A 20,785-nucleotide genomic window follows, 5' to 3' on the forward strand; every position below is an offset into this window, starting at 1 on the left:
CCTCGGTCAGCCACGGAGGCGGGACATGGTCGGGTCGAACAGGGGCTCCTCGGCGACGGTCGCCTCCACGCGCTGGTCGAAGTAGCCGATGTGCAGAGCCGTGCCGGGGGTGGTGAGTTCCGTCGGGAGCCAGGCGTAGGCGATGCCCTTGCCGATCGTGTAGCCGTAGGCGGCGCTGGTGACGTAGCCGACGGCGCGGTCACCGTCGTAGACCGGTTCCTTGCCCAGGACGACCGAGTGCGGGTCGGCGATGGTGAGGCAGGTGAGCTTGCGCCGTACGTCGGACTTGCGGCGTTCCAGCGCGGCCTTGCCGATGAAGTCGCCCTTGTCGAGCTTGACGGCGAAGCCGACGCCGGCCTCGTAGGGGTCGTGCTCGTAGGTCATGTCGGTGCCGAAGGAGCGGTAACCCTTCTCCAGGCGGAGGCTGTTGAAGGCGCCGCGGCCGGCGATGACGCCGCCGAGGGGCTGCGCCGCCTGCCACAGGGTGTCCCAGAGTTTCTGGCCCTGGTCGGCGGTGGTGTAGAGCTCCCAGCCGAGTTCACCGACGTAGGACAGGCGCATCGCCGTGACCGGGACGCTGCCGATGTAGGCGCGCTTGGCGCGGAAGTACTTCAGGCCGTCGTTGCTGAAGTCCTCCTCCGTCAGGGGCTGGAGGACCTTGCGGGCGAGCGGTCCCCACAGGCCGATGCAGCAGGTGCCGGGCGTGATGTCGCGGACCTGGACGGTGCCGTCGGCCGGGAGGTGGCGGGTGAACCAGTCGAGGTCGAGGTTGCCGTTGGCGCCGACCTGGAAGAGGTCGCGGGCGAGGCGGGCGACGGTGATGTCGCTGCGGATGCCGCCGTCGTGGTCGAGGAGCAGGGTGTACGTCACCGAGCCGACGGACTTGGCGACCTTGCCGGTGCACAGCCGCTCCAGGAGGTCGGCGGCGCCGGGGCCGCTCACCTCGAGGCGCTTGAGGGCCGTCATGTCGTACAGGGCGACGGTCTCGCGGGTGGCCTGGGCCTCGGCGCCGACGATCGGCGACCAGAACTGGGCGGCCCAGTCGTTGGGGGTGGGGATGGTGCGGCCCTCGACCAGCGGAGCGTTGGCCTCGTACCACTGCGGGCGCTCCCAGCCGTTCGCCTCCAGGAAGAAGGCGCCGTGCTCCTGCTGGCGAGCGTGGAAGGGGCTGGTGCGGATCGGGCGCGGGTCCCCGGACGGCTGGAGGGGGTGGAGGATGTCGTAGACCTCCTCGAAGTTCCGGCAGTCGCGGGCCAGGACGTACTCCGGGGAGAGCTGGTGCGGCTCGAAGCGGTTGACGTCGCACTCGTGCAGGTCGAAGGACGAGCAGTGGCCGTCGACCAGCCATTCGGCCATGGCCCGGCCGACGCCCGCGGAGTGGGTGACCCACACGGCCTCGGCGACCCAGAAGCCCTTGACGTCCTGGGACTCGCCGAGGAGCGGGAAGTTGTCGGTGGTGAAGGAGAACAGGCCGTTGATGCCCTCCTCGATCTTCGCCTCGCGGGTCGAGGGGAGCAGCGACTGGGTCTCGGCCCAGGCGGGCTCGAAGTCCTCCTCGGTGAACTTCAGGACCGACGGCATCTCGGCGTTGTCGTCGAAGGCGCGGATGTCATCGGCGGAGATCGGCATCGGGCGGTGGCCGTAGTACCCGATGCCTATGCCGTCGTAGCGGTCGCGGTAGTAGAGGTCGGCGTCCTGGTGGCGCAGGATCGGGCGGACCGCCTCCTCGGTCTGGCCGGCCAGCGCGGGGACCGGGCCGGTCCAGGCGAGCTGGTGGGCCAGCGGGGTCAGCGGCAGGTTCATCCCGGCCATGCGGGCGATCTTCGGGCCCCAGATGCCGGCACAGCACACCACGATGTCGGCCGGGATCTCGCCCTGGTCGGTCAGGACGCCGGTGACCTCGCCGTCGGCCTTGAGGACGTCGAGGACCTCGTGGCGGGCGAGGAAGCGGACGCCGCGCTCGCCGGCCCGGCGGATCTGCGCCTCGACGGCGAGGACGGCCTTCGCGAGGCCGTCGGTCGGGACCAGCAGACCGCCGAGGACCTTGTCGCGGTCGACCAGCGGGTGCTGCTCCACGCACTCGTCGGCGGTCAGCAGCCGGGACTCGATGCCCCAGGCGGTGATCCAGCCGTGCCGGCGGTGCAGTTCCGCCAGTCGCTCGGGGGTGGTCGCCACTTCCAGACCGCCGACCTGGAGGAAGCAGGGCTTGCCGTCGACGTCGAGGGAGCAGAACTTCTCGACGGTGTAGCGGGCCAGTTCGGTCATGGTCTTGGACGAGTTCGTCTGGAAGACCAGGCCCGGGGCGTGTGAGGTCGAGCCCCCGGTGGCCGGGAGCGGGCCCTGGTCGACCACGGTCACTTCGGTCCAGCCGCGCGCGGAGATCTCGTCCGCGAGTGCCGCGCCCACGACTCCCGCTCCGATGATGACCACTCGGGGTCCCGCCATCGCCGCACCTCCGGTTGAGTTGCTTTCTGCGCAACGTGATTCAGGTTGCGCAACTCAATGTGCCTGCCGTGCAGGTGGGTGTCAAGAGGTCCGGTGACGTCGGCGAACAGCCGGGAAACAGGAACGCCCGGTGGGCGGCGCGCAGGGAGTGCGCGCCGCCCACCGGGCGTGTTCGACCGGTCTGTGACCTGCGGGTCACTTGATCCAGGCGTCGACCTTGGAGCGGTTGGCCTCGACCCACTTCTTCGCGGCCGCCTCGGGCTTCATCTTGTCCACCGCGATGTACTTGGCGACCGTGTTCTGGTCGTCGTTCGTCCAGTTGAAGTTCTTCACCAGGTCATAGGCGGGGCTCCCCGACTTGGCGAACTTCGCGCTGACGATCTTGTCCAGCTTGTACACGGGGTAGTCGCAGGCGACCTTCTCGGCGTTCGCGTCGCAACCCGACGTGTACGCGGGGAGCTTGACCTTCTTCAGCGGCACCTCGGACATGAACCACTGGGGCTCGTAGAAGTAGCCGATCACCCATTCCTTGTCCTTCTCCGCCTTGCGGAAGGCCTGGATGAGGGCGGTCTCGCTGCCCGCGTACACCACCTTGAAGTCCAGCTTGAGGTTCTTCACCAGCGCCTCGTCGTTGGTGACGTACGACGGGTCGCCGTCGAGGAGCTGGCCCTTGCCGCCGGACTCGGAGGTCTTGAAGTTGGCCGCGTACTTGTTGAGGTTCTTGTAGTCGAGGATGTCGGGGTGCGCCTTGGCCAGCCACGGCGGCACGTACCAGCCGATGAGGCCTTCGTTGCCGGTCGTGCCGGCCTCGACGGCGGTCTTCTGGTCGGTGATGTACTTCTTCTTCAGGTCGTCGTGGCCCCAGTTCTCCACGACGGCGTCGACCTCGCCGGTGCCGAAGCCCTGCCAGGCGATCTCCTCCTTCAGGTCCTTCTGGTTGACCTTGCAGTGGAGGTCGTTCTCGGCGACGTAGGCGAGGACCGCCGCGTTGGCCTCGTAGCCGACCCACGGGTTGACCGCGAGGTTGAAGGTGCCGCACTTGCCGGACTCGCCCGAGCCGCCGGCGCTGTCGTCGCCGACCTTCGCGCCGCCGCAGGCGGTCAGGGTGAGGCCGAGTATCGCCATGCCGGCCGCGCCGGCCCGCCAGTGTCTTGCCATGGTGTGGTGCTCCTTAAGCGCCGGCGCGGCGAGCCGCTGCCTGAGTGATCCGGTCGAACATGACTCCGAGAAGGACGATGGCGAGCCCCGCGGCGAGCCCCTTCCCGTACAGCTGGCCCTGCGAGAAGCCGGCCACGACGTCGTAGCCGAGGGCGCCCGCGCCCACCAGGCCGCCCACCACGACCATCGACAGCACGTAGATCAGGCCCTGGTTGGTGGCGAGGGTCAGGGCGCTGCGGGCCATCGGCAGCTGGACCTTGGTGATGATCTGCCAGGTGTTGCACCCGGCCGAGGTGGCCGCCTCCACGGTGGTGGCGGGCACGTTCCGGACCCCGTCCGCGACGATCTTCATGGCGACGGGCGCGGCATAGACGACGGCCGCGACGATCGCCGTGAAGCGGGTGGCGCCGAACAGCGCGAGGAACGGTACGAGGTAGACGAACGGCGGCATGACCTGCGCCGCGTCGAGGGTGGGCCGCAGGAGCCGGTCGACCAGGGCGCTGCGTCCCATCCAGACCCCGAAGCCGATGCCGAGCACCATCACGAGGACGGTGGCGACGACGGTGGAGGCGAGCGTCGTCATGCTGTCCGACCAGACGCCGGTGCCGACGAGCAGGCCCACGCAGACCGCGGTGGTGATGCCCGCGGTCCGGCCGCCGAGGACGACGCCGAGTGCGACGAGGGCGGCGCCGACGAGCCACCACGGGGAGTCGGTGAGCAGGGTCTGGAACGGGTTGAGCAGACCGTTGGTGATCGCGTCCCGGAAGCCGTTGGTGAGGCCCGACAGGTTGTCCTGCGCCCAGTTGGTCGCGGTGTCGGCGGCGCTGGCGATGTTGCTGCCGATGCCGCCCTCGCCGGGGAACTCCGCCGCCCACACATAGGTGTGCGACATGTAGATCAGCACGACCGTGACCACCCCGCCCGCCCCCAGCAGGGGCCGGCGCCAGGCGAGGAACCAGCTGCCGGAACCGCGGGACGCCTCCTCACGCGCGCTCGCGGCGGTGGTGACCCGGTCCAGCACGATCGCCATGACGACGATGGCGAGACCCGCGTTGAAGGCGGTGCCGACGTCGAGCGACTGGAGGGCCTGGACGACGGTCTTGCCGAGGCCGGGCGCGTCGATCAGGGCGGCGATGGTCACCATGGCCAGCGCGGCCATGATGGTCTGGTTGACGCCCATCACCACGGTCCGCTTGGACATCGGCAGCAGGACCTTGAGGAGGGACTGCCGCCGGGTGGCGCCGAGCGAGTCGGCCGCCTCGACCGTCGTCTCCGGTACGGAGCGGATGGCGTGCGCGGTGATGCGGATCGTCGGCGGGGCCGCGTAGATCAGGGTGGCGATCGTGGCGGAGGCGGGGCCGATCTGGAAGAACAGGGTCAGCGGGACCAGGTAGACCATGGTCGGCATCGTCTGCATGAGGTCCAGGAAGGGCGTCACGATCGCGTTGAACCGGTCGGACAGTCCCGCCCACACGCCGAGCGGGATCGCGAACAGCAGGGCCACGAGGACGGCGGACGCGGTGAGCGCCAGGGTGTCCATGCTCTCCTGCCACAGGCCCTGGAGACCGAGGAAGGTGAAGCCGGCCACCGCGAGCAGCGCGACCCGCCAGTTGCCCACGGCCCAGGAGACATAGCCGGCGATGCCGACGACCCCGAGCCAGCCGATCTGCGGGACCGGGCGGTCGCCGGTGGGCTGCGAGATCAGTTCCTGGACGAAGGTCACCACGTTGTCGATGACCAGGCGGATCTCGTTGAAGAAGTACAGGAAGAGCGGGTTGGAGTTGCGGTTCGCGCCGATGGAGTCGTTGACGTCGTTCAACCAGCGGTGCAGGTCGGTCAGGTCGGCCGCGGCCAGCGCGAGGGTCTGCTTGCCGCGCAGCACGACGAAGAGGACCAGCCAGACGACGAAGATCGCCGCCACCACCATGGACCGGTTGACCTTGCGCTCGGGCTTCGCGGGAGCGGCCTGTTTCCCGACGCTCTCGGTCTGCTCGGGTTTCTCTATCGCGACGGTCATCAGTGGCCGCCTTCCTGCCCGGCGACCACTGCGAGGATCTCCTCGTCGCCGACGATGCCGAGCAGCTTGCCGTTCTCGACGACCTTGACCGGCCGGTCCGCCGCGAGGACCGCGCGGGTGGCCTCCTTGACCACCACGTCCGGACCGAGCTCGGGGCCGTCCAGTTCGTCGCCGTCGGCCGGCGGGCGCATGATCCAGCGCAGGGTGAGGACGTCACCGCGCGGCACGTCCTTCACGAACTCCCGTACGTAGTCGTCCGCGGGGGCGCCGACGAGTTCGTCGCCGGTGCCGCACTGGACCATCTTGCCGTCGCGCATGATGAGGATGCGGTCGCCGAGCTTGAGGGCCTCGGAGAGGTCGTGGGTGATGAACACCATGGTCTTGCCGACCTCGTGGTGCAGCCGGATGACCTCGTTCTGCATGTCCCGGCGGATCAGCGGGTCGAGCGCGGAGAACGGTTCGTCGAAGAAGAGGACGTCCGGGTCGCCGGCCAACGCCCGGGCGAGGCCGACGCGTTGCTGCATACCGCCGGAGAGCTGGGCGGGGTAGGAGTTCTCGTAGCCGGCGAGGCCGACGAGTTCGACGACCTCCTGGGCGCGCCTGGTGCGTTCGGACCGGCTCATCCCCCGGATCTCCAGTCCGAACGCCACGTTGTCGACGACGCGACGGTGGGGCAGCAGACCGAAGTGCTGGAAGACCATGGAGAACTTGCGGCGGCGCAGGTCGCGCAGGCGCGCCGCGTCGGCCTGGCGGATGTCCTCGCCCTCGAAGACGACCTCGCCGGCGGTGGGTTCGATCAGCCGGGTGAGACATCGCACCAGGGTGGACTTGCCGGAGCCGGACAGGCCCATGACGACGAAGACCTCGCCGGGCGAGACGTCGAAGTGGACGTCTCGCACGGCGGCGGTACAGCCGGTGCGGTCCATGAGCTCGCGGCGGGTCAGGCCGCACAGCTCCTCGGAGTCCGGCACCTGGTCGGCCTTCGGCCCGAACACCTTCCACAGCCTGCGCACGGAGATGACCGGGGTCGCGCCCGAGTCCTGAGGGGTGCTGCCCCGCTGCGGCACCTCGGTCTGTGTGGTCACGTTCGACCTTCTTTCGGCGTTCAGCCGCGGAACCAGTGCTGCGGCCGGGGTTGGATGTTCTGCCAGATGTGTTTGGGCTCTCGGTACTCCGCGAGGCCGGTCGGTCCCAGTTCCCGGCCCACACCCGAATGCCCGAAGCCACCCCATTCCGCTTGCGGCACATAGGGGTGGTAGTCGTTGATCCACACCGTGCCGTGCCGCAGCCGCCGGGCGACCCGCTGGGCCTTCCCGGCGTCCTGCGTCCACACGGCTCCGGCGAGTCCGTACTCGGTGTCGTTGGCGATGCGTACGGCGTCGTCCTCGTCGGTGAAGCGCTCCACGGTGAGGACGGGGCCGAAGGACTCCTCGTGCACCACGCGCATGTCCTGCCGGCACTCGTCGAGGACGGTCGGCGGGTAGTAGTGGCCTTCCGCGAGCGCTGGGTCGGCGGGGCGTTCTCCGCCGCAGCGCAGTACGGCGCCCTCGGCGATCCCGGCGGCCACGTAGGCCTCGACCTTGTCCCGGTGCTGGGCGGAGATCAGCGCCCCGGTGTCGGCCTCGGTGTCGAAGGGCCCGCCGAGCCGGATCAGCCGGGCCCGGCGGACGACCTCGTCGACGAAGCGGTCGTGCAGCGAGTCCTCGACGATCAGCCGGGCGCCGGCCGAGCAGACCTGGCCCGAGTGCAGGAAGACGGCCGTGAGGGCGAAGTCCACGGCCGTCTCGAAGTCGGCGTCGGCGAACACGACGTTGGGGTTCTTGCCGCCGAGTTCGAGCGCCACCTTCTTCACGCTCGCCGCGGCGGTCGCCATGATCCGCTTGCCGGTCTCCAGGCCGCCGGTGAAGGAGACCATGTCGACGTCCCCGTGCTCGGAGAGCGGGGCGCCCACCTCGGGGCCCGTGCCCAGCACGAGGTTGGCGGCACCGGCCGGAAGCCCGGCCTCCTCCAGCGCCCGCATCAGCAGGACGGAGGTGGAGGGGGTGAGCTCACTGGGCTTGAGGACGATCGTGTTGCCGGCCAGGAGGGCCGGGGCGACCTTCCAACTGGCTTGCAGCAGCGGGTAGTTCCACGGGGTGATCAGTCCGCAGACGCCGATCGGCTCGTACACGACGCGGCTGACGGCGTCGTCCCGGCCGGTGTCGATGACCCGCCCGGTGTCGGTGCCGCCGAGGCCGCCGTAGTAGCGGAAGCAGGAGACGACGTCGGCGATGTCGTACTCGCTCTCCACCAGCCGCTTGCCGGTGTCCAGCGACTCGGCGCGGGCGAATTCCTTGGCGTCGCGCTCGATCAGGTCGGCGGTGCGCAGCAGCAGCGCGCCGCGCTCCCGCTCGGGGGTGCCCGGCCAGGGCCCTTCGTCGAAGGCGCGACGGGCCGCGGCGATCGCCGCCTCCGCGTCCGGGCGGGTTCCCTCCGAGACGGTCGCCACGACCGTGCCGTCTGCGGGGCAGCGGATCTCCCGGTGGCCGCCGGCCACCGCGTCCCGCCATTGTCCATCCACGTACAGGTCTGCCACGCGCCGAGCCTTTCCAGGGAAGCCGTTGCGCATTGTGCACCCGATTGCTTGTGATGGAACACCCTGGCGAATGTCCAGACAGGCGTCAAGAGGTTGGCGGATGACGATTTCGCAAGGTGCTCATCGGCCCCTCTCTCTTGACCGAGGGCCCCATCCAGGCCAACCATGTTGCGTATCGCTCACTGTGTTGTGCAATACGCACCGACGGAGGCTCAGATGTCCCCTCGACCGCAACCTGGCCGCGAATACGTCCTCACCGTCTCCTGTCCCGACAGCGCCGGGCTGGTCCACGCCGTGAGCGGCTTTCTCGTCAGGAACTCCGGAAACATCCTGGAAAGCCAGCAGTTCGACGAACGACTTCAGGGCCGCTTCTTCATGCGGGTCCACTTCGACGTCTCCGACCCCGACACCGGTCTGGAGCAACTGCGGTACCGGTTCGGCCCGGTGGCGCAGGCCTACAACATCACCTGGACGCTCAGCGACGCGTCGACGCCGACCCGGACGCTGATCATGGTGTCCAAGTTCGGGCACTGCCTGAACGACCTGCTCTTCCGGCAGCGCACCGGCGCCCTCAACATCGAGATCCCCGCGATCGTCTCCAACCACCGGGACTTCGAGGGGCTCGCGGAGACCTACGGCATCCCCTTCCACCATGTCCCGGTCACCCGGGACACCAAGCCGGAGGCGGAGGCGCGGCTGCTGGAACTCGTCCGGGACCTGGACATCGACCTGGTGGTCCTTGCCCGCTACATGCAGATCCTCTCCGACGACCTGTGCAAGCAGCTGGAGGGCAAGGCCATCAACATCCACCACTCCTTCCTCCCCAGCTTCAAGGGCGCCAAGCCCTACGACCAGGCCTACCAGCGCGGCGTGAAGCTGATCGGCGCGACGGCGCACTATGTGACGAGTGACCTCGACGAGGGCCAGATCATCGAGCAGGACGTGGTCCGCGTGGACCACTCGCTCGACCCCGGCGACCTGGTCACGGTGGGCCGGGACGTCGAGGCGCAGGTGCTCGCGCACGCGGTGAAGTGGCACAGCGAGAGCCGGGTGATGGTGGACGACAACCGCACGGTGGTCTTCCGCTGAGTCGTGCACGACGAGGGGCGGGTCCGGACTCCGGACCCGCCCCCCCCTTTTTCTTTGTATACGGCTTCAGGCGCCGAGCCGGTCCAGCAGCGCGCGCCGCCACTTCTCCGTCTCGGCGATCTGGTTGAACGTGAACAGGTGCAGGCCCGCCACCCCGGCCGAGGGCGCGGTGAGGGCCGCCTCGGTGCGGCCGAGCAGCCGCTCGGGGGCGTAGCCACCGGGCGCCGCGAACCGCACGAACCACGAGGCGTGCTTCGTCAGGAACCGCGTCGACTCCCCCACCCCGATCTTCGTGGCCATCGCCAGCAGCTTCGCCCGCTGCACGGGCCCGGCGACGCCCACGTGGACGGGCAGGGTGACGTCCCGGCGCCGTATACGACTCAGCCACTCCCCCAGCACCCTGGGGTCGAAGCAGAGGTTGCTGACGATGTACGTGGCGTGCTCGCGCTTGTCCCACATCGCCTGGATGGTGATGTCGTCGTGGATGAGCGGATGGCTCTCGGGGTAGCCGGTGACGCCGACGCGGGCGAAGGGGCTGCCCAGCTCACCGAGCCTGCGCAGCACCGGCAGTGCCCCGTCGTAGCCGCCCGCGGGCGGGTCGGCGTCGCCGGCCGGGACGAAGACGTCGGCCACGCCCGCCTCGGCCAGCCGGTCCACGACGTCCTTCAGATGGGCGTCGTCCCGCAGCAGCCGCGCGGGCACGTGCGGGACGACCCGGTAGCCGTGCGCGGCGAGCCGGCCGACGAGATCGAGGGTCGGTTCCAGGCCCTTGACCGGCGACGCCGTCACGGTGACGACGACGTCGCGCGGGACATGGGCGAGGACCTTGTCCTCGGTGGCCTTCGCGGGCAGCACCTCGTAGCGGACGTTCTCCAGCAGCGGCCTCAGTCCTGCGGCGCCCAAGGTCTACCCCGCCTGCTTCTGGGCGTCGCGGTGGCGGTAGTACGCGGCCTTCGACGGCGCCTCCGGCTCCTTGCCGAGGATCAGGTCGGCGGCCTTCTCGGCGACCATCATGACCGGGGCGTAGATGTTGCCGTTGGTGACGTACGGCATGACAGAGGCGTCGACCACGCGCAGCCCGTCGACGCCGTGCACCCGCATGCTCAGGGGGTCGACCACGGACATCTCGTCGGAGGAGGGGCCCATCTTGCAGGTGCAGGACGGGTGCAGCGCGGTCTCGCCGTCCTTGGCGACCCAGGCGAGGATCTCCTCGTCCGTCTCGACGGAGGGTCCGGGCGAGATCTCGCCGCCGTTGTAGGGGGCGAGCGCGGGCTGGTTGAGGAGCTTGCGGGCGACTCTGATCGCCTCCACCCACTCGCGGCGGTCCTGCTCGGTGGAGAGGTAGTTGAAGCGCAGGGCGGGGTGTTCGCGCGGGTCCTTGCTCTTGATCTTCACCGAGCCGATGGCGTCGGAGTACATGGGTCCGACGTGCACCTGGTAGCCGTGGCCGCCGGCGGGCACGGAGCCGTCGTAGCGGACCGCGATCGGCAGGAAGTGGAACATCAGGTTGGGGTAGTCCACGTCCTCGTTGCTGCGCGCGAAGCCGCCGGCCTCGAAGTGATTGGTGGCGGCGGGGCCCTTCCTGAACAGCCACTGAAGGCCGATGAAGGGGGCGCGCCACTTCGCCAGGTACGGCTGCATGGAGACGGGCTGCTTGCAGGCGTACTGGATGTAGACCTCCAGGTGGTCCTGCATGTTCTCGCCGACGCCCGGCAGGTCGTGGACGACGTCGATGCCGAGGGCGCGCAGTTCGTCGGCGTTGCCGACGCCGGAGAGCTGGAGCAGCTGCGGGGAGTTGATGGCGCCGCCGCAGAGGATGACCTCCTTGGCCCGCACCTGCTGGGGCGCGCCCTTGCCGCGCTGATACTCGACGCCGACGGCCTTCTTGCCCTCGAAGAGGACGCGGGTGACGAAGGCGCGGGTCTTCACGGTGAGGTTCGGGCGCTTCCGCGCGGGCTTGAGGTACGCCTTCGAGGCCGACAGCCGACGTCCTCGGTGGACGTTGCGGTCGAACTTGGCGAAACCTTCCTGCCGGTAGCCGTTGACGTCGTCGGTCGGCGCGTAGCCCGCCTCCTCGGTGGCCTTGAGGAAGGCGTCGAAGAGGGGGTTGGTGGCCGGGCCGCGTTCGAGCACCAGCGGGCCGTCGTGGCCGCGGAACTCGTCGTCGGGGTCGGCGGCGAGACAGTTCTCCATGCGCTTGAAGTACGGCAGACAGTGCGCGTAGTCCCAGGTCTCCATGCCCGGGTCGGCGGCCCAGCGCTCGTAGTCCATGGGGTTGCCGCGCTGGAAGATCATGCCGTTGATGCTGCTGGAACCGCCGAGCACCTTGCCGCGGGCGTGGTAGACGCGCCGGCCGCCCATGTGGGGCTCGGGCTCGGACTCGTACTTCCAGTCGTAGAAGCGGCTGCCGATCGGGTAGGTCAGCGCCGCGGGCATGTGGATGAAGACGTCCCACGGATAGTCGGACCGGCCCGCCTCCAGCACCAGCACCTGGTTGGCCGGGTCCGCGGAGAGCCGGTTCGCCAGGGCGCTGCCGGCGGAACCGCCACCGACGATGACGAAGTCGTACTGCACAGGAGCCATGGTGCCTCGTCTCGCTCGCGCCGTAGATATGCGAGGCATGCTAGCGCCGGTCGCGCTATACGCACCAGGTTGCGAACCGCGCAACTTCAAACGACTTGGTTTCAGGGTCGTTACTTGCAGGCGCGTTGTTTACTGCGCGTATAGTTTCACTGTGAGCAACTACAGCACTGATACGGAAACGTCGAATTCACACGCCGGCGGCGTGCAGTCGGTGGACCGGGCCATCAGCGTCCTGGAGATCCTCGCGCAGCGTGGCGAGGCGGGCGTCAGTGAGGTCGCCGGTGAGATCGACGTCCACAAGTCCACCGCCTTCCGCCTGCTCGGCGCCCTGGAGGCCCGGGGTCTGGTCGAGCAGGCCGGAGAGCGGGGCAAGTACCGGCTCGGCTTCGGGATCGTGCGGCTGGCCGGCGCGGTCACGGGGCGTATCGACATCACCCAGCAAGGCCGCCCCGTCTGCGAGCGGCTCGCCGAGGAGATCGGTGAGACGGTCAACATCGCCGTCATGCAGGAGCACTACGCGATCAACCTGTATCAGGTGCGCGGGCCGGGAGCGATCACCGCGCACAACTGGGTCGGCCAGCTGACCCCGCTGCACGCCACCTCCAGCGGCAAGATCCTGCTGGCCCACCTGCCCGCGAAGGAGCGCGCCGCGCTGCTCGCCGAGGCCGGTATGAAGAAGGTCACCCCGGCCACCATCACCGCCAAGACGAAGCTCGAGAAGAACCTCGCCGAGGCGCGGGAGCGCGGCTACGCCTTCACGCTCGAAGAGCTGGAGGTCGGCCTGCACGCCATGGCCGCCCCGGTCCGCAACCGGGACGGCGAGGTCATCGCGGCGCTCAGCGCCTCGGGACCGGCCTACCGGTTCACCGAGGAGCGGCTGCACGAGCTCTCCCCGGTGCTGGTCAAGGGCGCCGAGGAGATCAGCCACCGCATGGGCTACCTGGGCTGAGGTCAGCCCTGGGACAGGCCCAGGCGCTCGTTCACCCAGTCGTGGAAGGCACCGATGTGGTGCTCGCTGGGTACCAGCACACCGCCCTTGGCGTACATACGGGAGCTCATGCCGGGCTGGGTGCGCTCGCAGGCGTCGAAGTCCTGCTGGTTGACCCGGTGGAACAGCTCCACCGACCGGCTCACGTCCTTCCCGCTCTCCACCACATGCGGCAGATACAACCAGTCGCACTCCACGATCGTGCGGTCGACGGCCACCGGGTACATCCGGTGGAGGATCACATGGTCGGGCACGAGGTTGATGAACACCTGCGGCTTGACCGTGATCGCGTAGTAGCGGCGATCCTGGTCGTCCGCGACACCCGGGATACGGTCCAGGCCCTCGGAGCCGTCGACGGTGAAGCCCTGCACCTCCTCACCGAACTCCGCGCCGTGGCCCACGTAGTACTGGGCTGCGTAACCGTCCGCGAACTCCGGGAGCACCTCGGTCAGTTCGGGGTGAATGGTCGCGCAGTGGTAGCACTCCATGAAGTTCTCGATGATGAGCTTCCAGTTCGACTTCACGTCGTACGTGATGCGCCTGCCGACGGACAGGTTGTCGATGTCGTAGCGCTCGATCGACTCGACGTCGCCGAGGCGGGAGACGACCTCGCCGATGACGTCCTCCTCGAAGGAGGGCGGGTTCTCCGCGAGGCACACCCAGACATAGCCGAGCCACTCCCGCACGGCCACGCTCACCAGGCCGTACTCGGTGCGGCCGACGTCGGGCATCTTGGTGAGGTTGGGGGCCGCGACCAGCTTGCCGTTCAGGTCGTAGGTCCAGGCGTGGTAGGGGCACTGGAAGGCCCGCTTGACCTCGCCGGACTCCTCGGTGCACAGCTTGGCTCCGCGGTGCCGGCAGACGTTGAAGTAGGCACGGATCGAGTTGTCACGCGCGCGGGTGACGAGGATGCTCTCGCGGCCCACGTCGACGGTGCGGAAGGCGCCGGGCTTGGCCAGTTCGGAGGCGCGCGCGACGCAGAACCACATGGTCTCGAATATGCGCTCCTGCTCCTGGGCGAAGATCGCCGGATCCGTGTAGGAGGAGCCGGGAAGGGTGGCGATCAGACTGTCCGGCAGGCTGGTCGAGGTCACGGTGCACTCCTCGGGAACGTCGTGGTGAGGGCGCCCCATAGGGGCGCGGGGCGGTGCTTTCTTGCGGCTCCGCCGCGGGGCGCGACCAGCCACAACGGCGGCGCGGGCGACATACGACCCATCTCGCTGCTCACCGCGGAGCGCCCAGCTGCTTGCGCCAGCGTGTGAACAGCTTCGGCTGGTTCATCCCGAGCACGGCGACCGGGTCGCCGGCCCGCCGGTAGACGGCCAGCACGTCACGGCCGTCCGCGCTGCCCGCCTCGACGGTCACGCTGTCGGCAGCGGCGGCATGACCGGCGAACTGGATCTTCACGCCGTACTGGTCGGACCAGAAGTACGGCGGCCGGGGCACCCCCGGTTCCACCGCGCCCTGCGCCAGCAGCGTGGCGATCGCGGCGTCGGGGCGCTCCAGGGCGCCGGTCCAGTGCTCGACCCGGCGGTGGTGGCCCGCGCGCGGGTCGTACCAGTTGGCGCAGTCGCCGACCGCGACCACTGCGGCCAGGCTGGTGCGGCCGTCGGCGCCGCACTTGACGCCGTTGTCGAGGGCGATGCCGGAGCCTTCCAGCCACTCGACGTTGGGGCGGGCGCCCACGCCGACGACCACGATGTCGGCGGGGAGGCTGCAGCCGTCCTCCAGCAGGACGGCGTCGACGCGGCTCTCGCCGCTCAGCCCCTTCACACCGACGCCGCACACCAGGCGTACGCCGTGGTCGGCGTGGAGACCGGAGACGACGGCGCCCATGGTCTCGCCGAGCGGGCCGGCGAGCGGGGTCGGGGCCGCCTCGACGACGGTCACCTCCAGGCCGAGGGCGTACGCGGTGGAGGCGACCTCGGCGCCGATGAAGCCGCCGCCGATCACCACCAGCCGTCCGCCGCGGGCCAGTTCGTCGCGCAGGGCGCGGGCGTCGTCCAGGGTGCGCAGCGTGTGCACCCCGGCGAGGCCCTCGGAGCCGGGCAGCGTGCGGGCCGCGGCGCCGGTCGCGAGGACGAAGCCGTCGGCGCGGACCTCCCGTCCGTCGGCGAGCCGGACCGTGCGGCCGCGGTGGTCGAGGCCGACGGCGCGGGTGCCGAGCAGCCATTCCGCCGCCAGGTCCTCGTCGTCGGTCTCCAGGGCGAGTTCGGCCTCACCGAGGGTGCCGGCCAGGAACTCCTTGGACAGCGGGGGCCGGTCGTAGGGGCGGTGCGGTTCGTCCCCGACGACGACCAGCCGGCCGTCGTAGCCCTGCTTCCGCAGTGAGCGCGCCGCCGACAGTCCGGCCAGCGACGCGCCGACCACGGCGACGGTCCTCACGCGGGACCTCCGGCGAGCCGGGCCGAGATGCAGGGCGGCAGGTTGGGGGCCGCCGTGGACAACTGGACGTAGACCATGCCGTCCTCGACGACGACCTCGTGGGTCCGGACCGGGAGCTTGGCCGGCGGGGCGTCCACCGCGCCGGTGCGCAGGTCGAACTTCGAGGCGTGCAGCGGGCATTCCACCTCGCAGCCCTCCAGCCAGCCGTCGGCGAGCGACGCGTCCTGGTGGGTGCAGGTGTCGTCGATGGCGAAGAGCTCGCCGTCGTCGGTGTGGAACACCGAGACCGGCGGATCGATGTCGAGCCGGTGGGCCTCACCTCGCGGGAGATCCGCGAGACGGCACGCGGGAATCATCATGACACCTCGGTGCGTATAGCGAAACGGATTGCGATTGACGCAACGCCAGTCTGCGGGCCGCTCCGAACCGTTGTCAAGGCATCACCACGCCCTGTTCGAACGGTTCTGCGGGCGGGTCTCCGGGCAGCTCGAAGCGCCCGGCCCACCTGCGGAAACAGGCGGAACGGGCGCCGTACGAAAGCCCCGTGGGAGCGGTCAGAAGCCGCGGTCGATCCACTCCTTCAGGTGCGGGGCCTCCGCGCCGAGGGTGGTCGTCTCCCCGTGCCCGGTGTGGACGACGGTGTCGCCGGGCAGCGTCAGCAGCCGGTCCCGGATCGAGTCGATGATGGTCGGGAAGTGGCTGTACGACCGTCCCGTCGCCCCCGGCCCGCCACAGAACAGCGTGTCACCGCTGAACAGGGCGGTCAGGGCCGGCGCGTACAGGCAGACCGCTCCGGGCGCATGGCCGGGCGTGTGCAGCACGGTGAGCTCGATGCCGGCCACCGAGATGCCCTGCCCGTCGGCGAGTTCGGCGTCCGGCGCCCGGTCGGGGTGGGCCTGTTTCCACAGCGGGAGGTCCTCCGGGTGGAGCAGGACCGGGGCGCCGGTGCGTTCGGCGAGCGCGGGCGCGGCGTCGATGTGGTCGTTGTGGGCGTGGGTGCACACGATGGCCCGCAGGGTGCGCCCGCCGACGGCCGCCGCGATCGCCTCGGCGTCGTGGGCGGCGTCGATGACGATCGCCTCGGTGTCGTCGCCGACGATCCACACGTTGTTGTCGACGTCCCAGGTGCCGCCGTCCAGGGAGAACGTGCCCGAGGTGACGAGGTGTTCGATGCGGGCGGCCATCAGAGGACCACCACCGAGCGCAGGACGTCGCCGTCGTGCATCCGCTCGAAGGCCTTCTCAACCTCGTCCAGGGCGATGGTCTCGGTGACGAAGGCGTCGAGGTCGAGCCGGCCCTGGAGGTAGAGGTCGATGAGCATCGGGAAGTCCCGGCTCGGGAGGCAGTCGCCGTACCAGGAGGACTTCAGCGCGCCGCCCCGGCCGAAGACGTCGAGCAGGGGCAGTTCGAGCTTCATCTCCGGGGTGGGCACGCCGACGAGGACGACGGTGCCGGCGAGGTCGCGGGCGTAGAACGCCTGCTGGTACGTCTCGGGGCGGCCGACCGCCTCGACGACGACGTCGGCGCCGAAGCCGCCGGTCAGCTCACGGATGGCCTCGACGGCGTCAGTCGCCTTGGAGTTGACGGTGTGCGTGGCGCCCAGCTTCTTAGCGGTCTCCAGCTTGCGGTCGTCGATGTCGACGGCGATGACCTTCGCCGCGCCTGCCAGGCTCGACCCGGCGATCGCCGCGGCACCGACACCGCCGCAGCCGATGACGGCGACCGAGTCGCCGCGTCCGACGCCGCCGGTGTTGATGGCCGCACCGATGCCGGCCATCACGCCGCAGCCCAGCAGGCCGGCGGCGGCCGCCGAGGCCGACCGGTCGACCTTGGTGCACTGCCCCGCCGCCACCAGCGTCTTCTCCGCGAAGGCCCCGATGCCCAGCGCGGGCGAGAGTTCCTCGCCGGTGGAGGCCAGGGTCATCTTCTGCTTGGCGTTGTGGGTGTTGAAGCAGTACTGGGGGCGGCCGCGCAGACAGGCCCGGCACTGTCCGCACACCGCACGCCAGTTGAGGATCACGAAGTCACCGGGGGCGACGTCGGTGACGCCCTCCCCCACCGACTCCACGACACCGGCGGCCTCATGGCCGAGCAGGAAGGGGAAGTCGTCGTTGATGCCGCCCTCGCGGTAGTGCAGATCGGTGTGGCAGACCCCGCAGGCCTCGATCTTCACCAGCGCCTCGCCCGGTCCCGGGTCGGGCACGATGATCGTCTCCAGGCTGACGGGGGCGCCCTTGCCCCGCGCGACGACAGCACGGACCTGGTGCGTCATGGCCACTCCTCGGGTGATCGAGACTTGTATCTGATGTTGCTCATTACGGCACACATTTCATGTGCCGCAACACAGCATCATGGAGCGCGGACCGGGGGTCAAGGAACTCGACAGGGTTCCTCGACCCCCGGAAGCAGCGCGAGGTTCAGTGGACGGGGGAGGTGGAGTCGGTGGGCGGGGTGACCGACTCGGACTCCGCGGCCTCCGCGCCGTCGTTGCACGCCACGGGGCCGATACGGAGCTCGAAGTCGCCGTCGTACTTCTCGTGCCCGGTCAGGACGGCCGTCTCGATGGCCTCCTTGCCCCTCCGCCCGCGGATGATGAGCGGATCGTGGCGCAGATCCCGGGTCAGCGCGACGCACAGGCCGACCATCACCAGGGTGAAGGGGGCGGCCGCGAGGATCGTGAGGTTCTGCAGGCCGGTGAGCGCGTCGCCCTTGCCGCCGCCGATGAGCAGCATGACCGCGGCGACCGCGCCGGTCAGCACGCCCCAGAACACCACGACACCCCGGGTCGGCTCCAGGGAGCCGCGCTGCGAGAGCGTCCCCATCACGATGGACGCGGCGTCGGCGCCGGAGACGAAGAAGATGCCGACCAGGATCATCACGACGATGCTCGTGACCGTGGCGATCGGGTACTGCTGGAGCACGTCGAAGAGCTGGCCCTGGGCGGTGGAGGCGTCGCCGAGGCGCTTCTCGTCCTGCAGATGCATCGCCGAGCCGCCGAAGATCGCGAACCACAGGAGGCTGACGCTGCTGGGCACCAGGATCACGCCGCCGACGAACTGCCGGATGGTGCGGCCGCGGCTGATGCGGGCGATGAACATGCCGACGAAGGGCGTCCAGGAGATCCACCAGGCCCAGTAGAAGACCGTCCAGCCGGCCAGCCAGTCCGCGACGCCCTCACCGCTGGACGCCTCGGTGCGCCCGGCCATCTGGGTCAGGTCGCCCAGGAAGGCGCCGATGGAAGTGGGCAGCAGGTCGAGGATGAAGATGGTCGGGCCGACGACGAACACGAAGACCGCCAGGGTCACCGCCAGCACCATGTTGATGTTGGACAGCCACTGGATGCCCTTCTCGATCCCGGACACCGCCGAGGCGACGAACGCCACGGTGAGCACCGCGATGACGACGACCAGCAGTCCGGTGCCGACGGAGCCCAGCCAGCCGAGGCCGGTGAAGCCGCTGCCGATCTGGAGGGCGCCGAGTCCGAGCGAGGCGGCGGAGCCGAAGAGGGTGGCGAAGATGGCGAGGATGTCGATGATCCGGCCGCCCCAGCCGTTCGCGCGCCGCTCACCGATCAGCGGCGTGAACACGGCACTGATCAGCTGCCGGCGGCCGCGCCGGAAGGTGCTGTAGGCGATGGCCAGGCCGACGACCGCGTACATCGCCCAGGGGTGCAGCGTCCAGTGGAAGAGGGTGGTGGCCATGGCGGTCTCCATGGCCTCGGCGGCGTCCGCCGGGTCGGTGCCCGGTGGTGGCGTGACGAAGTGGGAGAGCGGTTCGCTCACCCCGTAGAACATCAGGCCGATGCCCATGCCCGCGCTGAACATCATGGCGATCCAGGACACCGTGCGGAACTCGGGCTGCTCGCCCTCCTTGCCCAGCGTGATCCGCCCGTACTTGCTCATCGCCAGCCAGAGGGCGAAGACGACGAAGCCCGAGGCGGCGAGGACGAAGGCCCAGCCGCCGTTGCGGATGGTCCCGTCGAGCAGCTTCCCGGACACGCTCTCCAGCGAGTCGGTCGCCACGGCGCCCCACACGACGAAGGCGAGGGTGAGGACCGCGGCGACGCCGAAGACGACCAGGTCGGTGCGCGGGCGGTCGGATGCCGCCGGGCTTCCTGGCAGGTCCGCTGGGACGGGATGGCTGCGGCTCCCGTTCCTGTCGCGGGTTTTGTTCATCGACGCGTCCTTTCCACCGGTGGGAAATCGTCGGCGCGGGGAGGTGCGGGGCGTCCACCATCGCCACAGAGTTGCGAATGACAGAATGCGGAGTTGCGGATGGCGCATTCTCATTCGCTATGAGCAACAACCATCTGGAGCGTCGGGAGGCCTGTCAAGGGGTGACGCACGACGAGTCGGAAAGGGCGGGCAGGAGACCGCCCGAGGCCAGGGCGAGCAGCCGGCGGGCTTTCAGCTCCGTCTCGGCCCATTCGCGCTCGGGGTCGGAGTCCCAGGTGATCCCGGCGCCGGTGCCGAAGCGCAGTGACGGTCCGTCAATGCCGGTGTCTATCCAGAACGTGCGGATGCCGACGGCGAGTTGGCCGGTGCCGCGGTCGGCGTCGACCCAGCCGACGCCCCCGCAGTAGGGGCCGCGGGGCGCGGTCTCCAGGGCCGCGATGACGCGCAGCGCGCTGGACTTGGGGGCGCCGGTGACGGAGCCGGGCGGGAAGGTCCCGGCGAGCAGCTCGGGCCATCCGGCGCCTTCGGCGAGCTCGCCGCGCACGGTCGACACCAGGTGCACCAGACCGGGGTGTTCCTCGACCGCGCACAGGTCGGGCACGGTGACGGAGCCGGTGGCGCAGACGCGTCCCAGGTCGTTGCGGACCAGGTCGACGATCATCACGTTCTCGGCGTGATCCTTCTCCAGGAGGTCGGCGGCGGTCCGGCCGGTGCCCTTGATGGGGCCGGACGTCACCGTGCGGCCGACGCGGCGCAGGAAGAGCTCGGGCGAGGCCGTGGCGATCTGGACGCCGTGCGCGGGGAGGCGCACGGTGCCCGCGTACGGGGCCGGATTGCCGTGCGCCAGCAGGGCGGTGAGGGCGTCGACGTCGGCGCGCTCCGGGTCGGGCAGCGGCGCGGACAGGACCCGGCAGAGGTTGGCCTGGTAGACCTCGCCGGCCGCGATGTGAGCGCGGATGCGTCGCACTCCGGCGGTGTAGGCCGCGCGGTCGAGGGAGGAAGTCCAGCTGTCCGGGTCCGGTCCGCGCCACGCGGCGGCCCGGGCGGCGGGCACGGGCGCATACCGAACGTCCCCGAAGCGCGCACACACCAGACGGCCCTCGAAGTCGGCGACCACGGCCCAGAACCCGGTGGATTCCAGGGCCGCTGGGTCGCCGGTCACGTCCCGGAGGTCGGTGGCGAGGAGGCCGCCGAAGCGGGCGAGCGGGGCGAGGCCGTACGACGGGGTCATCGGTAGCGCTACTCCGCGACGCAGGGAACCGAGGAATGTTGCTTATTGAGCAACAGTATCTTTATACGCAACATCCTTAGAGAAGCTCCCTTGCCCGCGCCTGTCAAGGCTCGGGAACGGATGCGCCCGCAGGAAGCGC

The 20,785-nt window shown here is 69.9% G+C and carries 16 protein-coding genes; 2 read left to right on the plus strand and 14 right to left on the minus strand.

What is annotated here, in order from left to right; translation table 11 throughout:
- Positions 1 to 6: 6 nt before the first annotated feature.
- The 5 genes from IQ210_RS05730 to IQ210_RS05750 all read right to left on the minus strand — a co-directional run bounded on the left by IQ210_RS05730 (position 7) and on the right by IQ210_RS05750 (position 8,195).
- On the minus strand, positions 7 to 2,445 hold the full coding sequence (locus IQ210_RS05730) for a GcvT family protein (protein ID WP_194077703.1): 2,439 nt from the start codon (positions 2,443 to 2,445) through the stop codon (positions 7 to 9).
- A 195-nt stretch (positions 2,446 to 2,640) separates the two neighbouring features.
- Complete coding sequence (locus tag IQ210_RS05735) at positions 2,641 to 3,603, minus strand: ABC transporter substrate-binding protein (RefSeq protein WP_194077705.1); 963 nt, start codon at positions 3,601 to 3,603, stop codon at positions 2,641 to 2,643.
- A gap of 13 nt (positions 3,604 to 3,616) precedes the next feature.
- A complete protein-coding gene (locus tag IQ210_RS05740; RefSeq protein ID WP_194077707.1) occupies positions 3,617 to 5,620 on the minus strand; it encodes an ABC transporter permease in 2,004 nt (667 codons plus the stop codon).
- The gene (locus IQ210_RS05745) at positions 5,620 to 6,705 is read right to left on the minus strand and encodes a quaternary amine ABC transporter ATP-binding protein (RefSeq protein WP_194077709.1); all 1,086 of its coding nucleotides are present in this window, start codon (positions 6,703 to 6,705) and stop codon (positions 5,620 to 5,622) included. Before IQ210_RS05745 ends, IQ210_RS05740 begins: the two co-directional genes overlap by 1 nt.
- Before the next feature lie 20 nt (positions 6,706 to 6,725).
- The gene (locus IQ210_RS05750; protein WP_194077711.1) at positions 6,726 to 8,195 is read right to left on the minus strand and encodes an aldehyde dehydrogenase family protein; all 1,470 of its coding nucleotides are present in this window, start codon (positions 8,193 to 8,195) and stop codon (positions 6,726 to 6,728) included.
- A 216-nt stretch (positions 8,196 to 8,411) separates the two neighbouring features.
- On the opposite strand from IQ210_RS05750, the gene purU reads away from it, so the two are divergent.
- Positions 8,412 to 9,284 carry a formyltetrahydrofolate deformylase gene (gene purU / locus IQ210_RS05755; protein ID WP_194077713.1) on the plus strand — a complete coding sequence of 291 codons (873 nt, stop codon included), beginning with the start codon at positions 8,412 to 8,414 and terminating at the stop codon, positions 9,282 to 9,284.
- A 66-nt stretch (positions 9,285 to 9,350) separates the two neighbouring features.
- Here purU and IQ210_RS05760 read toward each other — a convergent pair whose 3' ends face one another.
- Both IQ210_RS05760 and betA read right to left on the minus strand, forming a co-directional pair.
- Positions 9,351 to 10,187 (minus strand): methylenetetrahydrofolate reductase, encoded by an 837-nt coding sequence (locus IQ210_RS05760; RefSeq protein ID WP_194077715.1) that lies wholly within the window; start codon positions 10,185 to 10,187, stop codon positions 9,351 to 9,353.
- Positions 10,188 to 10,190: 3 nt separating this feature from the next.
- On the minus strand, positions 10,191 to 11,867 hold the full coding sequence (gene betA / locus IQ210_RS05765) for a choline dehydrogenase (RefSeq protein ID WP_194077728.1): 1,677 nt from the start codon (positions 11,865 to 11,867) through the stop codon (positions 10,191 to 10,193).
- Positions 11,868 to 12,069: 202 nt separating this feature from the next.
- On the opposite strand from betA, the gene IQ210_RS05770 reads away from it, so the two are divergent.
- Positions 12,070 to 12,816, plus strand: a complete 747-nt coding sequence (locus IQ210_RS05770) for an IclR family transcriptional regulator (RefSeq protein ID WP_194078189.1) — start codon at positions 12,070 to 12,072, stop codon at positions 12,814 to 12,816.
- A gap of 2 nt (positions 12,817 to 12,818) precedes the next feature.
- Here IQ210_RS05770 and IQ210_RS05775 read toward each other — a convergent pair whose 3' ends face one another.
- The 7 genes from IQ210_RS05775 to IQ210_RS05805 all read right to left on the minus strand — a co-directional run bounded on the left by IQ210_RS05775 (position 12,819) and on the right by IQ210_RS05805 (position 20,646).
- Positions 12,819 to 13,949: an aromatic ring-hydroxylating oxygenase subunit alpha gene (locus IQ210_RS05775; protein ID WP_194077730.1), complete on the minus strand. Its 1,131-nt coding sequence runs from the start codon at positions 13,947 to 13,949 to the stop codon at positions 12,819 to 12,821.
- A 130-nt stretch (positions 13,950 to 14,079) separates the two neighbouring features.
- Positions 14,080 to 15,240 carry an NAD(P)/FAD-dependent oxidoreductase gene (locus IQ210_RS05780; RefSeq protein WP_194077732.1) on the minus strand — a complete coding sequence of 387 codons (1,161 nt, stop codon included), beginning with the start codon at positions 15,238 to 15,240 and terminating at the stop codon, positions 14,080 to 14,082.
- Positions 15,237 to 15,599, minus strand: coding sequence for a bifunctional 3-phenylpropionate/cinnamic acid dioxygenase ferredoxin subunit (locus IQ210_RS05785; RefSeq protein ID WP_194077734.1), 363 nt, complete (start codon positions 15,597 to 15,599; stop codon positions 15,237 to 15,239). The genes IQ210_RS05780 and IQ210_RS05785 overlap by 4 nt, the downstream gene beginning before the upstream one ends.
- Before the next feature lie 195 nt (positions 15,600 to 15,794).
- The gene (locus tag IQ210_RS05790) at positions 15,795 to 16,424 is read right to left on the minus strand and encodes an MBL fold metallo-hydrolase (protein ID WP_194077736.1); all 630 of its coding nucleotides are present in this window, start codon (positions 16,422 to 16,424) and stop codon (positions 15,795 to 15,797) included.
- Entirely contained in the window at positions 16,424 to 17,512 is a 1,089-nt protein-coding gene (locus IQ210_RS05795) for an S-(hydroxymethyl)mycothiol dehydrogenase (RefSeq protein ID WP_194077739.1), read from the minus strand. Before IQ210_RS05795 ends, IQ210_RS05790 begins: the two co-directional genes overlap by 1 nt.
- A gap of 145 nt (positions 17,513 to 17,657) precedes the next feature.
- Positions 17,658 to 19,415 carry a BCCT family transporter gene (locus IQ210_RS05800; protein WP_228047055.1) on the minus strand — a complete coding sequence of 586 codons (1,758 nt, stop codon included), beginning with the start codon at positions 19,413 to 19,415 and terminating at the stop codon, positions 17,658 to 17,660.
- Between the two features lie 154 nt (positions 19,416 to 19,569).
- Positions 19,570 to 20,646 (minus strand): chorismate-binding protein, encoded by a 1,077-nt coding sequence (locus IQ210_RS05805; RefSeq protein ID WP_194077750.1) that lies wholly within the window; start codon positions 20,644 to 20,646, stop codon positions 19,570 to 19,572.
- Positions 20,647 to 20,785: the final 139 nt, after the last annotated feature.

The sequence above is a fragment of the Streptomyces justiciae genome (assembly GCF_015163075.1).
In the GTDB taxonomy this organism is placed as follows: domain Bacteria; phylum Actinomycetota; class Actinomycetes; order Streptomycetales; family Streptomycetaceae; genus Streptomyces; species Streptomyces justiciae.